The sequence below is a fragment of the Pseudomonas sp. SDO5532_S415 genome, assembly GCF_054071155.1.
Genome location: NZ_JBSVWS010000036.1, coordinates 1 through 18,374, shown reverse-complemented (window position 1 = coordinate 18,374; position 18,374 = coordinate 1). Strand labels below are relative to the sequence as shown.

Annotated in this window: 14 protein-coding genes and 2 tRNA genes; 11 read left to right on the top strand and 5 right to left on the bottom strand. The window is 60.1% G+C overall.

Features of this window, described 5'->3' with window-relative positions; translation table 11 throughout:
- Positions 1-8: 8 nt before the first annotated feature.
- Positions 9-254 (bottom strand): hypothetical protein, encoded by a 246-nt coding sequence (locus ACW9HW_RS11670; RefSeq protein WP_141232872.1) that lies wholly within the window; start codon positions 252-254, stop codon positions 9-11.
- Positions 255-303: 49 nt separating this feature from the next.
- Here ACW9HW_RS11670 and ACW9HW_RS11665 point away from each other — a divergent pair, with 49 nt between their 5' ends.
- From ACW9HW_RS11665 to ACW9HW_RS11655, 3 genes are all read left to right on the top strand, one after another.
- Positions 304-1,491 carry an ATP phosphoribosyltransferase regulatory subunit gene (locus ACW9HW_RS11665; RefSeq protein WP_095192128.1) on the top strand — a complete coding sequence of 396 codons (1,188 nt, stop codon included), beginning with the start codon at positions 304-306 and terminating at the stop codon, positions 1,489-1,491.
- Between the two features lie 54 nt (positions 1,492-1,545).
- Positions 1,546-2,838, top strand: a complete 1,293-nt coding sequence (locus ACW9HW_RS11660; RefSeq protein WP_095192127.1) for an adenylosuccinate synthase — start codon at positions 1,546-1,548, stop codon at positions 2,836-2,838.
- A 138-nt stretch (positions 2,839-2,976) separates the two neighbouring features.
- Positions 2,977-4,911: a methyl-accepting chemotaxis protein gene (locus ACW9HW_RS11655; RefSeq protein ID WP_457399941.1), complete on the top strand. Its 1,935-nt coding sequence runs from the start codon at positions 2,977-2,979 to the stop codon at positions 4,909-4,911.
- Positions 4,912-4,991: 80 nt separating this feature from the next.
- On the opposite strand, the gene ACW9HW_RS11650 is transcribed toward ACW9HW_RS11655, so the two are convergent.
- From ACW9HW_RS11650 to ACW9HW_RS11635, 4 genes are all read right to left on the bottom strand, one after another.
- A complete protein-coding gene (locus ACW9HW_RS11650) occupies positions 4,992-6,554 on the bottom strand; it encodes an ABC transporter permease (protein ID WP_457399939.1) in 1,563 nt (520 codons plus the stop codon).
- Positions 6,554-7,564: an extracellular solute-binding protein gene (locus tag ACW9HW_RS11645; RefSeq protein ID WP_457399937.1), complete on the bottom strand. Its 1,011-nt coding sequence runs from the start codon at positions 7,562-7,564 to the stop codon at positions 6,554-6,556. Before ACW9HW_RS11645 ends, ACW9HW_RS11650 begins: the two co-directional genes overlap by 1 nt.
- A 301-nt stretch (positions 7,565-7,865) precedes the next feature.
- A tRNA-Leu gene (locus tag ACW9HW_RS11640) sits at positions 7,866-7,952 on the bottom strand.
- Positions 7,953-8,118: 166 nt separating this feature from the next.
- Positions 8,119-8,205 (bottom strand) — tRNA-Leu (locus tag ACW9HW_RS11635).
- 225 nt (positions 8,206-8,430) lie between these two features.
- Between ACW9HW_RS11635 and rnr the strand changes: the two genes are divergently transcribed.
- The 8 genes from rnr to ACW9HW_RS11595 all read left to right on the top strand — a co-directional run bounded on the left by rnr (position 8,431) and on the right by ACW9HW_RS11595 (position 18,228).
- The gene (gene rnr, locus ACW9HW_RS11630; RefSeq protein WP_457399936.1) at positions 8,431-11,058 is read left to right on the top strand and encodes a ribonuclease R; all 2,628 of its coding nucleotides are present in this window, start codon (positions 8,431-8,433) and stop codon (positions 11,056-11,058) included.
- The gene (gene rlmB / locus ACW9HW_RS11625; protein WP_095192122.1) at positions 11,055-11,816 is read left to right on the top strand and encodes a 23S rRNA (guanosine(2251)-2'-O)-methyltransferase RlmB; all 762 of its coding nucleotides are present in this window, start codon (positions 11,055-11,057) and stop codon (positions 11,814-11,816) included. Before rnr ends, rlmB begins: the two co-directional genes overlap by 4 nt.
- 306 nt (positions 11,817-12,122) lie before the next feature.
- Complete coding sequence (gene rpsF / locus ACW9HW_RS11620; protein ID WP_095192121.1) at positions 12,123-12,545, top strand: 30S ribosomal protein S6; 423 nt, start codon at positions 12,123-12,125, stop codon at positions 12,543-12,545.
- Between the two features lie 28 nt (positions 12,546-12,573).
- Entirely contained in the window at positions 12,574-12,804 is a 231-nt protein-coding gene (rpsR, locus tag ACW9HW_RS11615) for a 30S ribosomal protein S18 (protein WP_002551829.1), read from the top strand.
- A 36-nt stretch (positions 12,805-12,840) separates the two neighbouring features.
- Positions 12,841-13,734 carry a YybS family protein gene (locus tag ACW9HW_RS11610; protein ID WP_095192120.1) on the top strand — a complete coding sequence of 298 codons (894 nt, stop codon included), beginning with the start codon at positions 12,841-12,843 and terminating at the stop codon, positions 13,732-13,734.
- Positions 13,735-13,753: 19 nt separating this feature from the next.
- Positions 13,754-14,200 (top strand): 50S ribosomal protein L9, encoded by a 447-nt coding sequence (gene rplI, locus ACW9HW_RS11605; RefSeq protein ID WP_008058981.1) that lies wholly within the window; start codon positions 13,754-13,756, stop codon positions 14,198-14,200.
- Positions 14,201-14,335: 135 nt separating this feature from the next.
- The gene (gene dnaB, locus ACW9HW_RS11600; RefSeq protein WP_077045379.1) at positions 14,336-15,733 is read left to right on the top strand and encodes a replicative DNA helicase; all 1,398 of its coding nucleotides are present in this window, start codon (positions 14,336-14,338) and stop codon (positions 15,731-15,733) included.
- 191 nt (positions 15,734-15,924) lie between these two features.
- Positions 15,925-18,228, top strand: a complete 2,304-nt coding sequence (locus tag ACW9HW_RS11595) for a YgiQ family radical SAM protein (protein ID WP_095192119.1) — start codon at positions 15,925-15,927, stop codon at positions 18,226-18,228.
- Positions 18,229-18,374 lie beyond the last annotated feature (146 nt).

Genomic DNA, 18,374 nt, shown 5'->3' with positions numbered 1-18,374 from the left:
GACCTGAATCATCCCGCCGGGCGGCTAAAACCTCTGGCGGGGTGATCCTTTGGGAAAACGTGTGTATGATGCGGCAGCCGGGAAATTCCCGGCTTTTTTGCGTCTGCACGTTTGATTGCTGTTTTTGTGCAGGTGCCTGAGCTGACAAGCTCGACAGGTTTTACGAGGAAAGTGCTTGGCGAAGCCCATTTCAGGCTTTTCGCTTCGTCGCTCATGCGCGTGGTTTGTGCTGAGCCGAGCGTTTTCTGCTTCACTCAAGGCTCGCCCAAAGGCTTGCCGCCCGGATCATAGGGGAATGGCGTAATGGCAACGGTAGACCGCTGGCTGCTGCCAGATGGCATCGAAGAAGTACTGCCACCGGAAGCGGCGCGCATAGAAGTCGCGCGTCGTCAGGTGTTGGATCTGTTCCAGAGCTGGGGTTACGAGTTTGTCGTGACTCCCCATATCGAGTACCTGGAATCCCTGCTGACCGGTGCGGGCCAGGACCTGGATCTGCGTACCTTCAAGGTCATCGACCCGCAGTCGGGCCGGCAGATGGGTTTCCGCGCGGACATCACGCCGCAGGTGGCGCGTATCGATGCGCATACCCTGCGTCGCGAAGGCCCGAACCGTCTGTGCTATGCCGGCAGCGTGCTGCATGCGCAGCCGCGCGCCTTGTCGTCCTCGCGCAGCCCGATCCAGTTGGGCGCCGAGTTGTACGGCGATGCCAGCCCGAGCAGTGACGTTGAAGTCATCAGTCTGATGTTGGCCATGCTGCAACTGGCCGATGTGCCGGACGTGCACATGGACCTGGGGCATGTGGGTATCTATCGCGGGCTGGCCCGCGCTGCCGGCTTGTCCGGTGAAGTCGAGCAACAGTTGTTCGATGCGTTGCAACGTAAAGCCATCGACGAGGTCATTACCTTGACCGAAGGCTTGCCGGCCGATCTGTCGGCCATGCTGCAGGCACTGGTCGATCTGTGTGGCGGTCGTGAAGTGCTGGTGGCTGCCCGCGAGCGTCTGGCCAAGGCCCCGGCCCCGGTTCTGGCGGCGCTGGACGATCTGCTGGCGATTGCCGAGCGTTTGTCCGTGCGTTTCCCGGAGCTGCCGTTGTACTTCGACCTGGGTGAGTTGCGCGGTTACCACTATCACACCGGTGTAGTGTTCGCCGCGTTCGTGCCGGGTGTTGGTCAGTCCATTGCCCAGGGCGGTCGTTACGACGACATCGGCGCCGATTTCGGTCGCGCCCGTCCGGCAACCGGTTTCTCTACCGATTTGAAAACCCTGGTGACCCTGGGGCGTGCTGAGATCGAGCTACCGTCTGGCGGTATCTGGATGCCTGACAGTACGGATGCGGCACTCTGGCAGCAGGTTTGCCAGTTGCGCAGTGAGGGTCAGCGTGTCGTTCAGGCCTTGCCTGGACAACCTTTGGCCGCCGCCCGTGAAGCGGACTGCGACCGGCAATTGATTCAGCAGAACGGGCTTTGGCAAGTATCGCCACTGGCTTCTTGAGTTTTCCTGCCGGCCACCGCCGGCACCAAGTTTGCGCGAATGAGGACAAGTGTTATGGGTAAGAATGTCGTAGTCCTGGGCACCCAATGGGGTGATGAGGGCAAAGGCAAGATCGTTGATCTGCTGACCGAACATGCTGCCGCCGTAGTGCGCTACCAGGGGGGCCACAACGCTGGCCACACGCTGGTGATTGACGGTGAAAAAACCGTCTTGCACCTGATCCCGTCGGGCGTGCTGCGCGAAGGCGTGCAGTGCCTGATCGGTAACGGCGTGGTGGTAGCACCTGATGCCCTGCTGCGGGAAATCAACAAGCTGGAAGAGAAAGGCGTGCCGGTGCGCGAGCGCCTGCGCATCAGCCCTTCCTGCCCGCTGATCCTGTCCTACCACGTTGCACTGGACCAGGCCCGTGAAAAGGCCCGTGGCGAGCTGAAGATCGGCACCACCGGTCGTGGCATCGGCCCGGCCTACGAAGACAAGGTTGCGCGTCGCGGCCTGCGCATCGGTGACCTGTTCCATCGTGAGCGTTTCGCCGCCAAGCTGGGCGAGTTGCTGGACTACCACAACTTCGTACTGGTTAATTATTACAAAGAGCCTGCAATCGACTTCCAGAAGACTCTGGACGAGTGCATGGAGTACGCCGAGCTGCTCAAGCCGATGATGCTCGACGTCACCGCCGAACTGCACCAGCTGCGTCGTGCCGGCAAGGACATCATGTTCGAAGGCGCCCAGGGCTCCCTGCTGGACATCGACCACGGTACCTACCCATACGTCACCAGCTCCAACACCACCGCGGGCGGTATCGCTACCGGTTCGGGTGTCGGCCCGATGTTCCTGGATTACATCCTCGGCATCACCAAGGCTTACACCACTCGCGTCGGCTCGGGCCCGTTCCCGACTGAGCTGTTCGACGACGTTGGCGCGTTCCTGGCCAAGCGTGGCCACGAGTTCGGTGCAACCACCGGCCGTGCCCGTCGTTGCGGCTGGTTCGATGCCGTCATCCTGCGTCGCGCCATCGACGTCAACAGCATCTCGGGCCTGTGCCTGACCAAGCTGGACGTACTGGACGGCCTGGAAACCATCAACATCTGTGTCGGCTACAAGAACCAGGATGGTGCAGTGATCGACGCGCCGACCGACGCCGACAGCTACATCGGCCTGGAGCCGGTGTACGAAGAGATGCCGGGCTGGAAAGAATCCACCCTCGGTGCCAAGACGCTGGAAGAGCTGCCGCAAGCTGCACGCAACTACATCAAACGCGTCGAAGAGTTGGTCGGTGCGCCGATCGACATTATTTCGACGGGCCCGGACCGCAACGAAACCATCGTTCTGCGTCATCCGTTCGCTTGATAAGTCGTTGATGTAAAAAACAAAGGGCCCTTGATTGGGCCCTTTGTCGTATATGCCTGTAGGACGGCATGACCTTTGCTGTAAGAATTGCTTCTGGCGAGCCATCAATTTGATGGCGCTCATGCAGAGGGATTTCCAGTGTCGGCCGTTCTCTCACTGTTACAAAGCCGTCTCTTGCGGCCTGTGTTCGTTACTCTCGGTATCGCCCTTTTGGTACAGGTGCTGGTGGCTGTTGCTCTGACCCGGAGCACGGTGACCGCGCTGGAAGCCGATCTTGGCGTGCGCCTGGGAGCTGACAGTCAAAAACTTTCCGGCGAACTCGAGCAGGCAGGGCGTGAAGTCACGTCCAGCCTCGACAGTCTCTCCGCCAGCACGCGTCAGCGTCTTACAGCCGGTTTGTCTTCGCGGTTGAAGGAAGAACAGGCGCAACTGCGTGCGACCCTGGAAAAAGACCTGAAGGACTCCGCCAATGATATGGCGCAGCTTCTGGCTTCGGTCGCACCCCGCGCCATGTGGGACAGCGATGTTCCAACCCTCTCCGAGTTCGCTCGTCGGGCGCAGCGCAATCCCAACGTGTTGTTCGTGGTCTACGACGACGCAACGGGCCAGCACCTGACGCGCTATCTCAACCGGGAGAACCCGATCAACAAGGCGCTGCTGGAAAAAGGCCAGGGCGAACGCGCGCTGGACAAGCTGTTGGATGCAGGGAAGAACGATCCGTCGGTCTACTACCTTGAAGCCTCGATCAATCCCAATGGCGTGGAAATCGGCAAGGTCTTGATGGGGGTTTCTACCGCCTCGGTGGAAACCGACCTGGCGGCCCTCGACAAGCGCTTCTCGGCCCTGATCGCCAGCAGTGATCAACTGGTGGGCGACAGCCTAAAAGGCGCGGCGGCCGACAGCGCGACAGCCATGCGTGCACGGCTGCAGTCGGCGCAATCCACAGCCTCAGAAATGAAAGCCAACACCACCAGTACCGTGCAGGAAGCCGCGGCGACCTTGCGCTGGCGCATTGGCGTGGGTCTGGCGGTAGTGGGTGCTGGCGTGCTGCTATTGCTGGCAGTGGTGCTGGGCCGTCGAGTGGTCAATCGCTTGAAAATGCTGATTAGCGCCATGGATGACCTGGCGGCCGGCGAAGGTGATTTGACCAAGCGCGTGAAGATCAACAGCAAGGACGAAATCGGCGACATGGCTTCGGCGGTCAATCGCTTTGTGGATAAGTTGCAGCCGATCGTGCGTGAGGCGGGTGATGTAGCTCAGCGCACCGGGGTGGAAATCGGTGCCATGACCTTGCGCAACGCAGGAGCCGACGCGGCGGCGGGCATGCAGCGCGACGAGGTGGCCGAGAGCCTGCGTGCGCTGTCGCAGATGGCGGATGAGGCTCAGTCTGAAAGCCATGCCATGCAGGCGGCATTGAAGCAGGTGGTGGATATTCGTCAGGCCACCGATGAAAACACCCGGACCTCGGCGAAAGTCGGCAGCCTGATCGAGGCGTTGGCCGGGCAGGTCGATACCGGCGCACAAGTGATCGAGCGCCTGGCGCAGCAGAGTGAGCAGATTGAAGTGGTGCTGACGGTGATTCACGGGATCGCCGAGCAAACCAACTTGCTGGCCTTGAACGCGGCCATCGAGGCGGCGCGAGCCGGTGAGACCGGGCGCGGGTTTGCCGTGGTGGCCGATGAGGTGCGGGCGCTGGCGAGCAAGACTCAAAGCTCCACTGGCGATATCCAGGCGCACATCGTGGCGTTGCAGCAAGGTGCACGCGAAGCAGTGGCGGCGATCGGGCAGGCGGGGCGTCAAGCCAACGAGGGTTTGCTGGTGTTGCGTGACAGTGCGCGGTTGCAGCAATCGGTACAGGCATCGGTAGAACAGGTGCACGCGGCGATTGGCCTGGCGACTCAGGCCGCGGCGCATCAGGCGCAGGGTGCACAGGCGGTGCGTGGACGGGTCGAGACTATCCATGCGCAGGCCGAGAAAGCGGCGCAAGCCGTGGTGGAAACCACGGCCAGCGGCAAGGTGCTGGATGGCCTGGCGGCGCAGTTGAAGGCGAGCCTGGGGCAGTTCAGGGCTTAAGTTATTCTTTGGTTGAGCAGGCTCGCTCCCACATTGGAACGCGTTCTCCTGTGGGAGCGAGCCTGCTCGCGAAAGCGCTTTCAGCGGCTCAGATACATCCGCGTCGTTAACAGATAGACCGGCAACCCTGATACCAGGATCAACAACGCCGCATAAGGCGCCGCCGCCGCAAACTCCACGTTCGCGGTATGCGCCCAAACCTCCGTCGCCAAGGTGTTGAGCCCCGTCGGACTCAACAGCAGGGTCGCCGTCAGTTCCTTCATTGCATCCAGAAACACCAGCGCAAACGCCGCTCCCAGTGCCGGGAAGATGATCGGCAGTGTCACCCGGCAAAACGCGGTGAACGACGATGCGCCCAGTGTTCGTGCAGCCTCTTCCAGTTGCGGTGCAGCCTTGTTCAGCGCTGTGCGGATCGGTGCCTGGGCCAGGGGCAGAAACAGCAGTGCATAAGCGATCAACAGCAACATCGACGTCTGGTACAGCATCGGTAGGTAGTGCAAGGCGAAATACACCAGGGTCAGGGCGATCACCAGGCCTGGCAGTGCGTGCAGCAGATACGGCAAGCGTTCGGCCCAGATTGCCAGTTGGCCTTTGTAGCGCACCACCAACAGGCCCACCGGCACCGCAAGCACCAGGCAGAACGCCGCGCCACCCATCGACAGTGCCAGGGACGACAGCAGCGCCTCGCTGATGGCGGCAACCGGGAAAGCGGCCGATGATCCCACAGCCAGCCAGTAAACCAGCATGCCCAGCGGAATACCACTGCCGACGATCGCCAGCAACAGGCAGTACAGTTGCCCGGCAATCGCCCATGGCCCCAGCCGCACTTGCTCCGCCTGTCGCGCCGCGCCCTGGCCGGTGCGCACGTGTCGACCCTTGCCGCGAACGCGAAGCTCCAGCCATAGCAGCATCAGGCACAGCATCAGCAGCACCGCTGAAAGCATCGCCGCGTTGGCGTTGCTGAACTCCAGTTCGAACTGTTGATAGATCGCGGTGGTGAAGGTTTGCAGGCCGATGATCGACAGTGCGCCGAACTCAACCAGCATGTGCAGTGCGATCAGCAAAGAGCCGGCAATCAGCGATGGCCAGAGCAGGGGCAGGGTGATCTTGAAGAACACGCCCCAGCGATTGTGTCCCAGTGTTCGCGCGGACTCTTCCAGCGAGGGGTCAAGGTTGCGCAAGGTCGCTGCAACCGGCAAGAAGATCAGCGGGTATTTGGAAAGGGTCATGACCAGGATCGCCCCGCCAAGTCCTTCGAAGTGTGCGCTGAGGGATACCCAGGTGAAGCTGCTGACAAACGCGGGGACGGCGAACGGCAAGCACAGGATCACGCCCCACAACCGCCGTCCTGGCAGATTGCTGCGTTCCAGCAGCCACGCCAGCGACAGACCGATCACACCGCAGGCCAGCGTAACGCCGACCATCAATGCCAGGGTGTTGCGCAACAGGCCGAACACGTAGGGCCGCCACAACAGATGCACGGCTTCGGCCCAGCCGGCTTGCCAGGCCTTGAGCCCGACATAGACCAGTGGCAGCAGGCTGAGCACCACCAGCAGCAAAACCGGCAGCAGCAGCCAGATCGACGGCCGCTTGCGTCGCGGCACGTAGCTGCGGTGCCCAGCGGCGGATAGCGTTGTGCTCATCAGTTCAGGCCAACATCACGTTCCAGGTCCAGGGCTTCTTCAGCATTGCCGAGGTCGGCTGGCGTGACGTTCGGTGCTTGCAGCTCGCTGAATGGCTTGAGACCGCGATCCGACTCCATGCCTTTGTGCAGTGGGTATTCGGCGGTGGTCTGGGTGATCACTCGCTGGCCTTCTTCGCTGGCCATGTAGGCGAGCAGTTGCTGGGCTTCTTTGGGGTGCTTGCTGGATTTCAGCACGGCCGCACTGGAAACCGTGATCAGCCCGCCGACGTCGCCGCCGGTGAAGTAATGCAGCTTCGAGTCGAGCTGGCCTTTTTCCCGCTGAAGGGCGAACCAGTAGTAGTTGTTGACCAGTACGGTGGCGACTTCGCCGTTTTCCACGGCTTTGAGTGCAACCATGTTATTGCTGTAGGTCTTGCCGAAGGCGCGCAGGCCGGTGAGCCATTCTTCGGCCGCGTCCATGCCGTGCACCTTGATAATCGCCACGGCCTGTTCCTGGAAGGCGCCACTGGTGGGCACGAAGCCGACCTTGCCTTGCCATTTCGGATCGGAGAATTCCATCACCGATTTCGGCAGGTCTTTTTCATCGATCAGCTTCGGGTTGAACGCGACAACCCGTACCCGGGCGGTCACGCCAATCCAGGTGCCATTGCCGGCGACGTAATCCTTGGGCAGGACCGCCAGGGTGGCGTCGTCAGCCATGGCCAGCAGGCCTTGTTCGCCGAGCTTGTTCAGTGGGGGCGATTCCTCGGTGTAGATCACGTCGGCAGGGGAGCGATCGCCTTCTTCGACGACCTGGCTGGCGAGTTGGTTGCTGCTGCCTTTGCGTACGTTGACGTGAATGCCGGTCTTGGCTTCGAAGGCTTTGGCGACCGCGTCGCCGACTTCCTTGTGCTGGCCGTTGTAGAGTGTCAGGGAAACCGGGTCGGCGGCTTGGGTGAGGGGAGTGGCGAGTGCCAGGCCGAGCAGGGTGATGGTCAGGCCTCGGCGCAGGGTATTTCGAAGCATCATTCGCAGGGTTCCTCACTGTCGCATTGCAAAATCTTGCAACAATGATAAACGATATTCTTTCTCAAATGCGCCTTGTGAGTCCGGCATGACTTTGATATGTGCGATTGCTTTTGTGGGAGCGAGCTCTGCTCGCGATGGGCGTGAACGAAAACGAGGGGTGTCTGGAGAAGTGCGTTGTCTGTGAATCCATCGCGAGCAGGGCTCGCTCCTACAGGGAGAGGTGCTTTTCAAACCTCAAAAACGCAAAAACCCGCTTTCGCGGGTTTCTGTGAAATTCAAGGCTGTGACCTTGAATTTGAATTGGTGCCCAGAAGAAGACTCGAACTTCCACGGCCGTAAGGCCACCAGCACCTGAAGCTGGCGTGTCTACCAATTTCACCATCTGGGCATTCATCTTCAGCGTTGCCGCTGTTGATGTGGCGCACTATACGGAGAGTATTTTTATCTGTAAACCCCTGATTTAAATTTATTAAATCAGGGGTTTAGAATGCAAAAAACCCGCTTTCGCGGGTTTTGTGTGAGCCTTGAAATTGATCTAATCTCAAGCTCGAAATTGGTGCCCAGAAGAAGACTCGAACTTCCACGACCGTAAGGTCACCAGCACCTGAAGCTGGCGTGTCTACCAATTTCACCATCTGGGCAGTATCGGCAACGTTGTCCGTCGTCGATGGCGCGCACTATACGGAGCGTCTTTTTAACTGTAAACCCCCGGTCTCAAAAAAACCTGAAAAATTTCACCAGCGGTCTGCAATTCAGCGTTGTGGTGTCGATACAGGGCTTTAGATGGGCCGTCTTAGCTTGAAATTTCCCGTTTCATTACGCCTATGCCAAACTAACCCGCATATAGACAAGGTGAAAACTCTCTAATGGCCGATTGGCAGTCCCTCGATCCCGAGGCCGCTCGTGAAGCGGAAAAATATGAAAACCCCATTCCTAGCCGCGAACTGATCCTTCAGCATCTTGCTGATCGGGGTTCGCCTGCTAACCGCGAGCAATTGGTCGAAGAGTTTGGTCTGACCACAGAAGACCAGATCGAAGCCCTGCGCCGCCGCCTGCGCGCCATGGAGCGCGATGCTCAACTCATCTATACCCGTCGTGGCACCTATGCACCGGTGGACAAGCTTGACCTGATCCTCGGTCGCATCAGCGGTCATCGCGACGGTTTCGGTTTCCTGGTGCCGGACGACGGCAGTGACGACCTGTTCATGAGCCCGGCGCAAATGCGTCTGGTGTTCGACGGTGACCGTGCCCTGGCCCGTGTTTCCGGCCTGGACCGTCGCGGTCGCCGCGAAGGCATGATTGTCGAAGTGGTGTCCCGTGCTCACGAAAGCATTGTCGGTCGTTACTTCGAAGAGGGCGGTATCGGTTTCGTGGTTGCCGACAACCCGAAGATCCAGCAGGAAGTGCTGGTGACGCCGGGCCGTAACGCCAATGCCCAGATCGGTCAGTTCGTTGAAGTGAAGATCACTCACTGGCCGACGCCACGCTTCCAGCCGCAAGGCGACGTGGTTGAAGTCGTGGGCAACTACATGGCGCCAGGCATGGAAATCGATGTCGCCCTGCGGACCTACGACATTCCGCACGTCTGGCCGGACGCCGTGCTCAAGGAAGCCGGCAAGCTCAAGCCGGAAGTCGAAGAGAAAGACAAAGAGAAGCGCATCGACCTGCGCCATCTACCGTTCGTCACCATCGACGGTGAAGATGCCCGCGACTTCGACGACGCAGTCTACTGCGAAGCCCGGCCGGGCAAGCTGCGCCTGTTCTCCGGCGGCTGGAAGTTGTACGTGGCGATTGCCGACGTTTCCAGCTACGTGAAGCTCGGTTCGGCACTGGATGCCGAGGCTCAGGTTCGTGGCAACTCGGTGTACTTCCCCGAGCGCGTGATCCCGATGCTGCCAGAGCAGCTGTCCAACGGTCTGTGCTCGCTGAACCCGCAAGTCGATCGTCTGGCCATGGTTTGCGAGATGACCATCTCCAAATCCGGCGAAATGACCGACTACTGCTTCTATGAGGCGGTGATCCATTCCCATGCGCGCCTGACCTATAACAAAGTCAGCGCCATGCTCGAAACGCCGAAAGCCACCGAAGCGCGCAAGCTGCGTGGCGAGTACACCGATGTCGTGCCGCACCTCAAGCAGCTGTATGCGCTGTACAAGGTGTTGCTGGCCGCTCGTCATGTGCGCGGTGCGATCGATTTCGAAACCCAGGAAACCCGGATCATCTTCGGTTCCGAGCGCAAGATCGCCGAAATCCGGCCGACCGTGCGCAACGATGCGCACAAGTTGATCGAGGAATGCATGCTGGCGGCCAACGTGGCCACCGCCGAATTCCTGAAAAAGCACGAGATTCCTGCGCTGTATCGCGTTCACGACGGTCCGCCACCGGAGCGTCTGGAAAAACTGCGTGCCTTCCTCGGCGAACTCGGCCTGTCCCTGCACAAAGGCAAGGACGGCCCGTCGCCGAAGGACTACCAGGCACTGCTGGCAGGTATCAAGGACCGTCCGGATTTCCACCTGATCCAGACTGTCATGCTGCGCTCGTTGAGCCAGGCGGTGTACAGCGCCGATAACCAGGGCCACTTCGGCCTGAATTACGAGGCCTACACCCACTTCACCTCGCCGATCCGCCGCTATCCGGACTTGCTCACGCATCGGGCGATTCGCAGCGTCATCCATTCGAAGCAGGACACCCCGCACGTTCGCCGTGCCGGTGCGATGACCATTCCGAAGGCGCGCATCTACCCGTACGACGAAGCGGCGCTGGAGCAACTCGGCGAGCAGTGCTCGATGAGCGAACGCCGTGCCGACGAAGCGACCCGCGACGTGGTGAACTGGCTCAAGTGCGAGTTCATGAAGGATCGCGTGGGCGAATCGTTCCCGGGCGTGATCACGGCGGTGACCGGTTTCGGTCTGTTTGTCGAACTGACCGATATCTACGTCGAAGGCCTGGTGCACGTCACCGCGCTGCCGGGCGATTACTACCATTTCGACCCTGTGCATCACCGCCTGGCCGGTGAACGTACCGGCCGCAGCTTCCGCCTTGGCGATACCGTTGAAGTGCGGGTCATGCGCGTCGATCTCGACGAGCGCAAGATCGACTTCGAGATGGCCGAAAAAACCATCAGCGCGCCGATCGGTCGCAAGAAACGCGGTACTGAAACCGCCGCTCCTGCTGCAAAGACCACCGCAGAGCCTGCGCCGGCAAAAACCGGTCGTCGTCCTGCCAAGGAAAAGGCTGTCGAAGCTTATCGTCCGAGCGATGCGGCGGCGAAAAACGCTGAAGTGCGCAAGAGTCGTGAATTGAAAAAGGCGCTGTTGGCCGACGCAAAAAGCGGCGGTAAAGCGGCGTCTGCGGGAAAGACCTCACGGTCGGCGCCTGACAAGGCTTCCGGCGGCAAACCAGCCAAACCGAGCAAACATCGTAAAGGTCCGCCAAAAGCGGGCTCGGCCCCAGCCAAAAGCGGTGGGGCGCGTAAACCTAAGGCCAAGCCATGAGTCAGTTGGAGAAAATCTATGGCGTGCACGCCGTAGAAGCGTTGCTGCGTCACCACCCCAAGCGCGTCAAGCAGATCTGGCTGGCCGAAGGCCGCAGTGATCCGCGCGTGCAAACGCTGATCGAGCTGGCCAACGAGAATCGTGTCCAGGTCGGTCAGGCCGAGCGCCGTGAAATGGATGCCTGGGTCGAAGGCGTGCATCAGGGCGTGGTCGCGGACGTCAGTCCGAGCCAGGTCTGGGGCGAAGCGATGCTCGATGAGTTGCTCGATCGCACTGAAGGCGCGCCGCTGCTGTTGGTGCTCGACGGCGTGACCGATCCGCACAACCTGGGTGCCTGCCTGCGATCCGCCGATGCGGCGGGTGCGCTGGCGGTGATTGTGCCGAAGGACAAGTCCGCGACGCTGACCCCTACGGTTCGCAAGGTGGCTTGTGGTGCTGCCGAAGTGATCCCGTTGGTCGCCGTGACTAACCTGGCGCGCACACTGGAAAAGCTCAAGCAGCGTGGCTTGTGGGTCGTCGGTACGGCGGGCGAGGCGCAAGTCAGTCTTTATGACCAGGACCTGACCGGCCCGACCATCCTGATCATGGGGGCAGAAGGCAGCGGCATGCGTCGCCTGACTCGCGATCTGTGCGACTACCTGGTGCGCCTGCCGATGGCGGGTAGCGTCAGCAGTCTCAACGTCTCCGTAGCGACCGGCGTTTGTCTGTTCGAGGCCTTGCGCCAGCGCGGCGCGAAAGCGGCCACCAAAAAGGCTTAAGCCAGTTGTAATCCCTGTGGGAGCGAGCCTGCTCGCGAAAGCGGAGTAACATTCAGCATCAATGTTGACTGTTTATGTCCCCTTCGCGAGCAGGCTCGCTCCCACAATGATTGGTGCGTAGGCAAAGATTGGCGGTTGTTCAAATAATCACCAATTACCTTGCGCCTCCCACGCCCCTTCTCTACAATTGCGCCCCTTGCTGTGACGGCAGGCGCGCATGTGCCTTACCCACGCAAGTCCATAAGTGTCATTCACTCCTTGTCTGACCGCTTTTGAGCGGCAGGCTACAACCCGTAAGGAGCATTCATGCGTCATTACGAAATCATCTTTTTGGTCCACCCGGATCAAAGCGAGCAAGTCGGCGGCATGGTTGAGCGTTACACCAAGCTGATCGAAGAAGACGGCGGCAAAATCCACCGTCTGGAAGATTGGGGCCGTCGTCAACTGGCCTACGCAATCAACAATGTTCACAAGGCTCACTACGTGATGCTGAACGTTGAGTGCACTGGCAAGGCCCTGGCCGAGCTGGAAGACAACTTCCGCTACAACGATGCAGTGATCCGTAACCTGGTCATCCGTCGCGAAGAAGCCGTTACCGGCCAATCCGAGATGCTCAAGGCTGAAGAAAACCGCAGTGAGCGCCGTGAGCGTCGCGACCGTCCTGAGCACTCCGACGCCGAAGGCGTTGAGGGTGATGACAGCGACAACAGCGATAACGCTGACGAGTAATCCACGGACCTTTTAAGGAGCCTATCAAATGGCACGTTTCTTCCGTCGTCGTAAATTCTGCCGCTTCACCGCTGAAGACGTGAAAGAGATCGATTACAAAGATCTCAACACTCTGAAAGCTTATGTATCCGAGACCGGCAAAATCGTTCCAAGCCGCATCACCGGTACCAAAGCTCGTTATCAGCGTCAGCTGGCCACCGCTATCAAGCGCGCCCGCTTCCTGGCCCTGCTGGCCTACACCGACAGCCACGGCCGCTGAGACCGGGCAGTCGACACGTAGCAAAGGATTGAATGTATGCGGGCCTTGGCTGAGTTCATCATGCGGGGCCGTATGCAGGCCACTCTGGTAGTGGCTGGATGCGCGGCATTGCCGTTGTTGTATTGGTTGGGTGCTGCCGCCGGATGCCTTGTGCTCCTGCGGCGCGGATTGAAGGACGCCTTGGGCGTTCTTGCTCTTGGACTGCTGCCGGCGTTGATCTGGTGGCTTTACTCCGACGACCCACGGGCGCTTCTGGTGCTGCTGGGGTCTGCGAGCCTTGCGTTGGTTCTGCGCGCAAGCGAGTCCTGGAACCGCGTGCTGCTGGTCAGCATAGCGATGGGAGTGGTGTTTTCAGTGGTGCTGGGGACGGCTTTTGGTCCCCAGATCGAGATGCTGGCGCAGGCTTTGATCAAAGTCATGCCGTCGCTACTCGGTGAGGTCTACCAGAAGATGTCGGTAGACGAGCAAGCGCGTTTCGCGTCCCTGATTGCACCGATCCTGACCGGCCTGATAGCGGCCTTGTTGCAAATCGTCAGTGTGCTGAGCCTGATTGTCGGGCGCTACTGGCAGGCGTTGTTGTACAACCCCGGTGGTTTCGGTCGCGAGTTTCGCGCCGTCCGAATCCCGCTGGGTCCCGCGATGTTGCTGCTGGCGGGCATGGTTGTGACACCGAATCTCGGTGTCCAGATGTCCATGCTTGTGCCGTTGTGCAGTGTACCGCTGGTTTTCGCCGGGCTGGCCCTGATTCACGGGCTGGTGGCGCAAAAGCGACTGGCCAGGTTCTGGCTGGTGGGGTTGTACGTGACGCTGTTGCTGTTCATGCAGCTGATCTATCCGTTGCTGGTGGTTTTGGCCATCGTCGACAGCCTGATTGATTTTCGCGGTCGTCTGGTGTCGAAAGACCCCGATAACGCGAACGGTGAAGGTTAAAAGTTAAGAGGATTTTCACATGCAACTGATCCTTCTGGAAAAAGTCACCAACCTGGGCAACCTGGGTGACAAAGTGAACGTTAAGGCTGGTTACGGTCGTAACTACCTGCTGCCTTACGGCAAAGCTACCGCTGCGACCCCAGCCAACCTGGCTGCGTTCGAAGAGCGTCGCGCTGAGCTGGAAAAAGCCGCAGCAGACCGTAAATCTTCGGCTGAAAGCCGTGCCGCCCAACTGGCTGAGCTGGAAGTGACTATCACTGCCACCGCTGGTGACGAAGGCAAGCTGTTCGGTTCGATCGGCACCCACGACATCGCTGATGCACTGACCGCCTCTGGCGTTGAAGTTGCAAAAAGCGAAGTTCGTCTGCCGAACGGCACCATCCGCAACGTAGGTGAATTCGACGTGGCCGTGCACCTGCACGCCGAAGTTGAAGCCACCGTACGCGTTGTCGTGGTAGCAGCTTAAGCAGCACTTGTCGGCTGGCACCCTCGGGTGCTTGCCGGTAACATCGGGCACGATCCTGTTTACAGGTCGTGCCCTTTGTCTTTCTGGTAACACCCGTTTTTCAATCCCTGCTTTTCCTAAAAAAACCAAGTGGCCATGAACGAAATCTCCGCTCCCGAGCAATACGATCTGCAAACCGCCGCGCTGAAGGTGCCGCCGCATTCCATCGAAGCCGAACAGGCTGTGCTCGGTGGTCTGATGCTGGACAACAACGCCTGGGAACGCGTGCTCGATCAAGTCTCCGACGGCGATTTCTATCGACATGACCACCGCCTGATTTTCCGCGCGATCGCCAAGCTGGCCGATCAGAACTCCCCGATCGACGTCGTGACCCTTGCCGAGCAATTGGACAAGGAAGGTCAGACTTCGCAGGTCGGTGGCCTTGGTTACCTTGGCGAGCTGGCGAAAAACACGCCGTCCGTCGCCAACATCAAGGCCTATGCGCAGATCGTCCGCCAGCGCGCGACCCTGCGCCAACTGATCGGCATCAGTACCGAGATTGCCGACAGCGCCTTCAATCCGGAAGGTCGCACGGCTGAAGAGATCCTCGATGAGGCAGAACGGCAGATCTTCCAGATCGCCGAGGCCCGGCCAAAAACCGGCGGCCCGGTGGGTGTGAACGAACTGCTGACCAAGGCCATCGACCGCATCGACACCCTGTTCAACACCGATAACGCGATCACCGGCCTGTCCACCGGCTACACCGACCTCGACGAGAAGACCAGCGGTCTGCAGCCGGCCGACTTGATCATCGTCGCCGGCCGTCCGTCCATGGGTAAGACCACCTTTGCGATGAACCTGGTGGAAAACGCCGTGCTGCGCAGCGAGAAGGCCGTTCTGGTTTACTCGCTGGAGATGCCAGGCGAATCGCTGATCATGCGTATGCTGTCGTCCCTCGGCCGTATCGACCAGACCAAGGTCCGTTCCGGCCAGCTGGAGGACGACGATTGGCCGCGCCTCACGTCGGCGGTGAACCTGCTCAACGACCGCAAGTTGTTCATCGACGATACCGCCGGCATCAGTCCGTCGGAAATGCGTGCCCGTACCCGACGTCTGGTGCGTGAGCACGGGGACGTTGGCCTGATCATGATCGACTACCTGCAACTGATGCAGATTCCGGGTTCCAGCGGTGACAACCGGACCAACGAGATTTCCGAAATCTCCCGGTCCCTGAAAGCGCTCGCCAAGGAGTTTAACTGCCCGGTGGTGGCGTTGTCCCAGCTCAACCGCTCCCTGGAGCAGCGGCCGAACAAGCGTCCGGTGAACTCCGACTTGCGGGAATCCGGAGCGATCGAGCAGGACGCCGACGTGATCATGTTCGTGTACCGCGACGAGGTGTATCACCCGGAAACTGAACACAAAGGTATTGCCGAGATCATCATCGGCAAGCAGCGGAACGGCCCGATCGGCTTTATCCGACTGGCGTTTATCGGCAAGTACACCCGATTCGAGAACCTGGCGCCGGGTAGCTACAACTTCGACGACGACGAATAGGTTTTTGTTGCCTGAACTGGCCCCATTCGCGAGCAGGCTCGCTCCCACCCTGGAATGCATTCCTCTGTGGGAGCGAGCCTGCTCGCGAATCGGGCATCACCGATTTCCGACCATAGCCGTCGGAATTGGTCAAAATTTGTGCTATATTCCGCGCCCGCGAAATTCAATGAAAGCCAACACCGGTTATCGACATGCAAGCAGCCAAGCCGTTATTTGACTATCCCAAGTACTGGGCCGAATGTTTCGGGCCAGCGCCATTCCTGCCGATGAGCAGGGAGGAGATGGATCAGCTTGGCTGGGATTCCTGCGACATCATCATCGTGACCGGTGATGCCTATGTCGATCACCCGTCGTTCGGCATGGCGATCATCGGCCGGCTGCTGGAGTCCCAGGGCTTCCGCGTCGGGATCATTGCCCAACCGAACTGGCAGTCCAAAGACGATTTCATGAAGCTCGGCGAGCCGAACCTGTTCTTCGGTGTCGCGGCCGGCAACATGGACTCGATGATCAACCGCTACACCGCGGACAAGAAAATCCGTTCCGATGACGCCTACACGCCAGGTGGCCTGGCAGGTAAACGTCCGGATCGCGCGAGCCTGGTTTACAGCCAGCGCTGCAAGGAAGCCTACAAGCACGTGCCGATCGTGCTCGGCGGCATCGAAGCCTCCCTGCGCCGCATCGCCCACTACGATTACTGGCAGGACCGGGTCCGCAACTCGATCCTGATCGACGCCTGCGCCGACATCCTGCTCTACGGCAACGCCGAGCGTGCGATTGTCGAAGTCGCCCAGCGTCTGTCCTACGGTCACAAGATCGAAGACATCACCGATGTGCGCGGCACCGCGTTCATTCGTCGCGACACGCCAAAAGACTGGTACGAAGTCGACTCCACGCGCATCGACCGCCCGGGCAAGATCGACAAGATCATCAACCCGTACGTGAACACCCAGGACACCCAGGCCTGCGCCATCGAGCAGGAGAAGGGGCCGGTTGAAGATCCGCAGGAAGCCAAGGTCGTGCAGATTTTGGCCAGCCCGAAGATGACCCGCGATAAGACCGTGATCCGTCTGCCGTCGGTCGAGAAAGTACGTGGCGACGCCGTTTTGTATGCGCACGCCAACCGCGTGTTGCACCTGGAAACCAACCCGGGTAACGCCCGTGCCTTGGTACAGAAACACGGCGAAGTCGATGTCTGGTTCAACCCGCCACCGATTCCGATGACCACCGAAGAAATGGACTACGTGTTCGGCATGCCTTATCAGCGCATTCCGCACCCGGCGTATGGCAAGGAGAAAATCCCGGCCTACGAGATGATCCGTTTCTCGGTAAACATCATGCGTGGCTGCTTCGGCGGATGCACCTTCTGCTCGATCACCGAGCACGAAGGCCGGATTATCCAGAACCGCTCCGAAGAGTCGATCATTCGCGAAATCGAAGAAATTCGCGACAAGGTCCCGGGTTTTACCGGCGTCATCTCTGACCTCGGCGGCCCGACCGCGAACATGTACCGTATCGCCTGCAAGAGCCCGGAAATCGAATCCGCGTGCCGCAAGCCGTCTTGCGTGTTCCCGGGTATCTGCCCGAACCTGAACACCGACCACTCGTCGCTGATCCAGTTGTATCGCAGTGCCCGTGCCTTGCCGGGCGTGAAGAAGATCCTGATCGCTTCCGGCCTGCGCTACGACCTCGCGGTCGAGTCGCCGGAGTACGTCAAGGAGCTGGTGACCCACCACGTCGGTGGTTACCTGAAGATCGCCCCGGAACACACCGAGGAAGGTCCGCTCAACCAGATGATGAAACCGGGCATCGGCAGCTATGACAAGTTCAAGCGCATGTTCGAGAAGTACTCCAAGGAAGCCGGAAAAGAGCAGTACCTGATCCCGTACTTCATCGCCGCCCACCCGGGCACCACCGATGAAGACATGATGAACCTGGCGCTGTGGCTCAAGGGCAACGGTTTCCGTGCCGACCAGGTGCAGGCGTTCTACCCGTCGCCGATGGCCACCGCGACCGCGATGTACCACTCGGGCAAGAACCCACTGCGCAAGGTCACCTACAAGAGTGACGCGGTGACCATCGTCAAGAGCGAGGAGCAGCGTCGCCTGCACAAGGCGTTCTTGCGTTATCACGACCCGAAAGGCTGGCCGATGCTACGTGAAGCGTTGACCCGCATGGGCCGCGCCGATCTGATCGGGCCGGGCAAGAACCAGTTGATCCCGCTGCACCAGCCGTCTACCGACAGCTACCAGAGTGCCCGTCGCAAGAACTCGACGCCGGCCGGCAGTCATAAAGTGGCGGGGGAAAAGACCACCAAGATCCTGACCCAGCACACCGGCCTGCCACCGCGTGCCAGCGATGGCGGCAACCCGTGGGACAAGCGTGAACAGGCCAAGGCGGCGGCATTCGCCCGTAACCAGCAGGCGGCCAAGGAGCGCAAGGATGCGGCCAAAGGCAAGGGGCCCAAGCCCGCGCGCAAGCCAGTCGTGCCGCGCTAAGCCTCGTTTGAACTGAACAGAACGCCAACCTTCGGGTTGGCGTTCTGCGTTTGTACGCCACGGAAGTCGAGTCTCGGCTCGGAAGTTGTGTTGGGGCGCCCGGCCTCTTCGCGAGCAGGCTCGCTCCCACAGGGAAATGCATTCCA